The 3,172-nt window shown below is 49.4% G+C and carries 4 protein-coding genes and 1 pseudogene; 4 read left to right on the forward strand and 1 reads right to left on the reverse strand.

Annotated features, from left to right (window positions below):
- The 4 genes and pseudogenes from PF479_RS19375 to PF479_RS19385 all read left to right on the forward strand — a co-directional run.
- Window positions 1–504, forward strand: a 504-nt coding sequence (locus tag PF479_RS19375; protein ID WP_298010344.1) for a hypothetical protein, incomplete at its 5' end; no start/stop codon positions are given.
- On the forward strand, window positions 504–1,379 hold the full coding sequence (gene galU / locus PF479_RS19380) for a UTP--glucose-1-phosphate uridylyltransferase GalU (protein WP_298010345.1): 876 nt from the start codon (window positions 504–506) through the stop codon (window positions 1,377–1,379). The genes PF479_RS19375 and galU, both read left to right, overlap by 1 nt.
- A gap of 198 nt (window positions 1,380–1,577) precedes the next feature.
- Window positions 1,578–1,655: pseudogene (locus PF479_RS20890) on the forward strand (type II toxin-antitoxin system HicA family toxin); the annotation flags it as partial.
- The gene (locus PF479_RS19385; protein WP_298010348.1) at window positions 1,652–2,065 is read left to right on the forward strand and encodes a type II toxin-antitoxin system HicB family antitoxin; all 414 of its coding nucleotides are present in this window, start codon (window positions 1,652–1,654) and stop codon (window positions 2,063–2,065) included. The pseudogene PF479_RS20890 and the gene PF479_RS19385, both read left to right, overlap by 4 nt.
- Window positions 2,066–2,087: 22 nt before the next feature.
- On the opposite strand, the gene PF479_RS19390 is transcribed toward PF479_RS19385, so the two are convergent.
- Window positions 2,088–3,172: UDP-glucose/GDP-mannose dehydrogenase family protein (locus tag PF479_RS19390; RefSeq protein ID WP_298010350.1), on the reverse strand; the 1,085-nt coding region annotated here is incomplete at its 5' end.

Raw genomic sequence — 3,172 nt, forward strand, 5'->3', positions numbered from 1 at the left:
GTGCATATGGATTTTGACCGGGAGATCATGGAAAAACAGGGATACGGAACCTACACACCCCTGAAACCAGCCCGGTCCGGGAAAGGTCCCGATTATTACATTGCCTATAACAGCAGGGCTGCCGAGGGAACCGAGGTGATACACAACAACCTGAGGTATCGCTGTGAAAACGGTGATACCCAGATCATTGAGGCCATGAAGGGCTTCGCCCGGCTCACCGATGATTTTCGCACTGCCATGGAAGACGCCGATACAGATAAAATGAACAGGATCATCGATGCCAACTTTGACCTGAGGCAGTCGGTGATGAACCTGAATCCCCTCCATGTGAAGATGATCAACACAGCTCGTGAAGCGGGAGCCTCGGCTAAGTTTACCGGCTCCGGCGGTGCTCTGATTGGAATTGTCCGGGGGGACGAGGGTTTTGACAGACTCAAAGAAGCCCTGGAGCCTATGGGCTGCGTTGTGATCAAACCGGAGATAGTATATGAGGAGAACAGCTGATGATGATTAAAAAAGCGGTCATACCCGCAGCAGGATACGGAACCAGATTTCTGCCGGCCACCAAGAGCCAGCCCAAGGAGATGCTCCCCCTGGTGGACACTCCCACCATCCAGTATGTGGTGCAGGAGGCTGTGGATTCGGGGATAAAGGATATTTTGATGATCATCGGCCGGGGCAAACGCTCCGTGGAGGAGCACTTTTCACGGAACTTTGAGCTGGAGCATCAGCTGAGGGAAAAGAACAAGCTGGCTGAGCTGGCTCTAGTCAAGACAGTCCCCGATGACGTGAGGATTCACTTTGTCTGGCAGCACGACCAGCTGGGCCTGGGACACGCCATCAGCTGCGCCAAGGACCATGTGGGGAACGAGCCCTTTGCCGTTCTTCTGGGAGATACCGTGCTGGAAGCTGCCGCCGGAGCGCCGCCTGTAACCCGGCAGCTGATGAACGTGTATGAACAGCATGAGGAGGCTGTGCTGGCCCTGGAAGAGGTGCCCTGGGAGAAAGTCAGCCGCTACGGCGTGATGAGCGGTTCCCTGGTACATGACAATGTTTATGCTGTAGACGGTCTGATTGAGAAACCCTCACGGGAGGAGGCTCCCTCCAACCTGGTGATTGCCAGCCGCTACATCCTCCCTCCTGAGATTTTCAGTGCTCTTGAAACCACTCCTCCCGGGAAGAACAGTGAGATTCAGCTGACTGATGCCCTGAAGATGCTCCTCCAGGACAGTGCGATCTATGGTGTGAAGTTTGACGGTATCCGTCATGACATGGGGAACAAACTAGATTTTATCAAGACCACCATCCACTACGGTCTGGGCCATCCCGAGTTTGGAGCGGAACTGAAGGTTTGGCTGAAGGGGTTGGATCTGGAGTGAAAAGGTATTTATTAACATAAGTATTGCTACTGAAGCAATATTCATCTGTCCTACCGAGGCTCATTGAGAGCCTCGGTGGATTTCTTTGTCGAGGCCTAAGGGTTTACAGCTTCTGTATTTTTCTCACTCGAGGCCGAAGGGTACCGAAGTCCGTTCAGGGCTTCGGCGGTTTTCTGTGGCGAGGCCTAAGGGCCAGTTCATGGGAAAAAGGATTTGGGACCCGGCCTGCTTAAGGCAATACTCAGACAGGCAGGACTGGAAAAGGACAATATATGAAATACAAATGCCGGCTTAAACATGAAGAAAAGGGTTATTTTGTTGAATTTCCGGATTTAAATAATGTGTTTACCGAAGGGAAAAGCATAGAAGAAGCCCTGGAAAATGCCTATGAAGCACTGAACGGCGTACTTGAAGTGGAGGTTTCTCACGGACAGCTTCCTGCTCCCCCCTCAGCAGAAGGCAAAGATCTTTACCCGATTGAAGTAGCTCCTCATATTGAAATTGCCATTCAGCTGCGTAATTTGAGGGGAAGGCGTTCTCAGAAAAACATTGCCGAAAAACTGGGATTGTCTTACCAGGCCTACCAGAGACTGGAAAACCCTTTAAAGGGAAACCCGACTATAAAGACTCTGGAAAAAATAGCAAAAGCATTGGGACTGAACCTGACAGTGACTTTAAGCGCTTAGGCTTCAACATTGATATTCAGGGTTATACTCCGACACCCCAATAGGTAAAGAGTTCTCTAGCTGAAGGGCTCTTGCTGAAAATATTCCTCAGGTCAAAGAGGTATTCTCCTCTCATCAGGGATTTCACACGCTTCAGGTCCATCCCTCTGAACTGGTTCCACTCTGTCATCACAACAAAGGCATCCGCATCTTTGACGGCGTCATATTCGTCTGCGCAGTATGTGATGGACTTGTCGATGTCCTTTAACCGCCATTTAGACTCGGTAATCCCCTTGGGGCAGTACGCCTTGATGGAGGCACCCTGACTGATCAGTCCCTGAATGATATCGATGGAAGGAGCATCTCTCATATCATCGGTGTCCGGTTTAAAAGAGAGTCCCAGGACCGCAATTGTTTTATTGGCAACAGAACCCATATGACTGATAATTTTTGAAACCATATATTGTTTCTGCTTTTCATTGGCCTTTATGGCAGCCTCAATAACCAGAGACTCCAGACCATTCTTTCTGGCAATATCCGCAATGGCTTTGGTATCCTTCGGGAAGCAGCTGCCCCCATACCCGGGCCCGGCATGCAGAAACTTAGGAGAAATACGGCCATCCATACCCATGGCCCGGGCCACAGAGTTGATATTGGCCCCGACTTTATCTGCTAACAAGGCCACCTCATTGATAAATGAGATTTTTACTGCTAAAAACGCGTTCGCAGCATATTTTATTAGCTCTGCTGTTTCTATTTCGGTAAACAGAAAGGGTGTCTGGTTAATAAAAAGCACATTGTATACTTCTTTTAACTTTGTCTGAGCTCTTTCCGAGTCCGTACCGATGACAACCCGATCGGGAATCTGGCAATCTCTGACAGCCTTTCCTTCTCGTAAAAATTCCGGATTGGAAGCCACATCAAATTCAATATCAACATTTCTGGCTGCTATTTCTTTCCGGATTGTCTCTTTGACCAGTTTTGCCGTACCGACGGGGACGGTGGATTTATCAACAACAACTTTATAATCGTTGATAAACTGCCCGATCGAGGCTGCTACGGAAAGAACGTACTTTAAATCGGCAGAACCGTCATCTGCAGGAGGAGTTCCCACAGCTATGAATATAA

It is taken from the genome of Oceanispirochaeta sp. (assembly GCF_027859075.1).
Classification (GTDB): Bacteria; Spirochaetota; Spirochaetia; order DSM-2461; family DSM-2461; genus Oceanispirochaeta.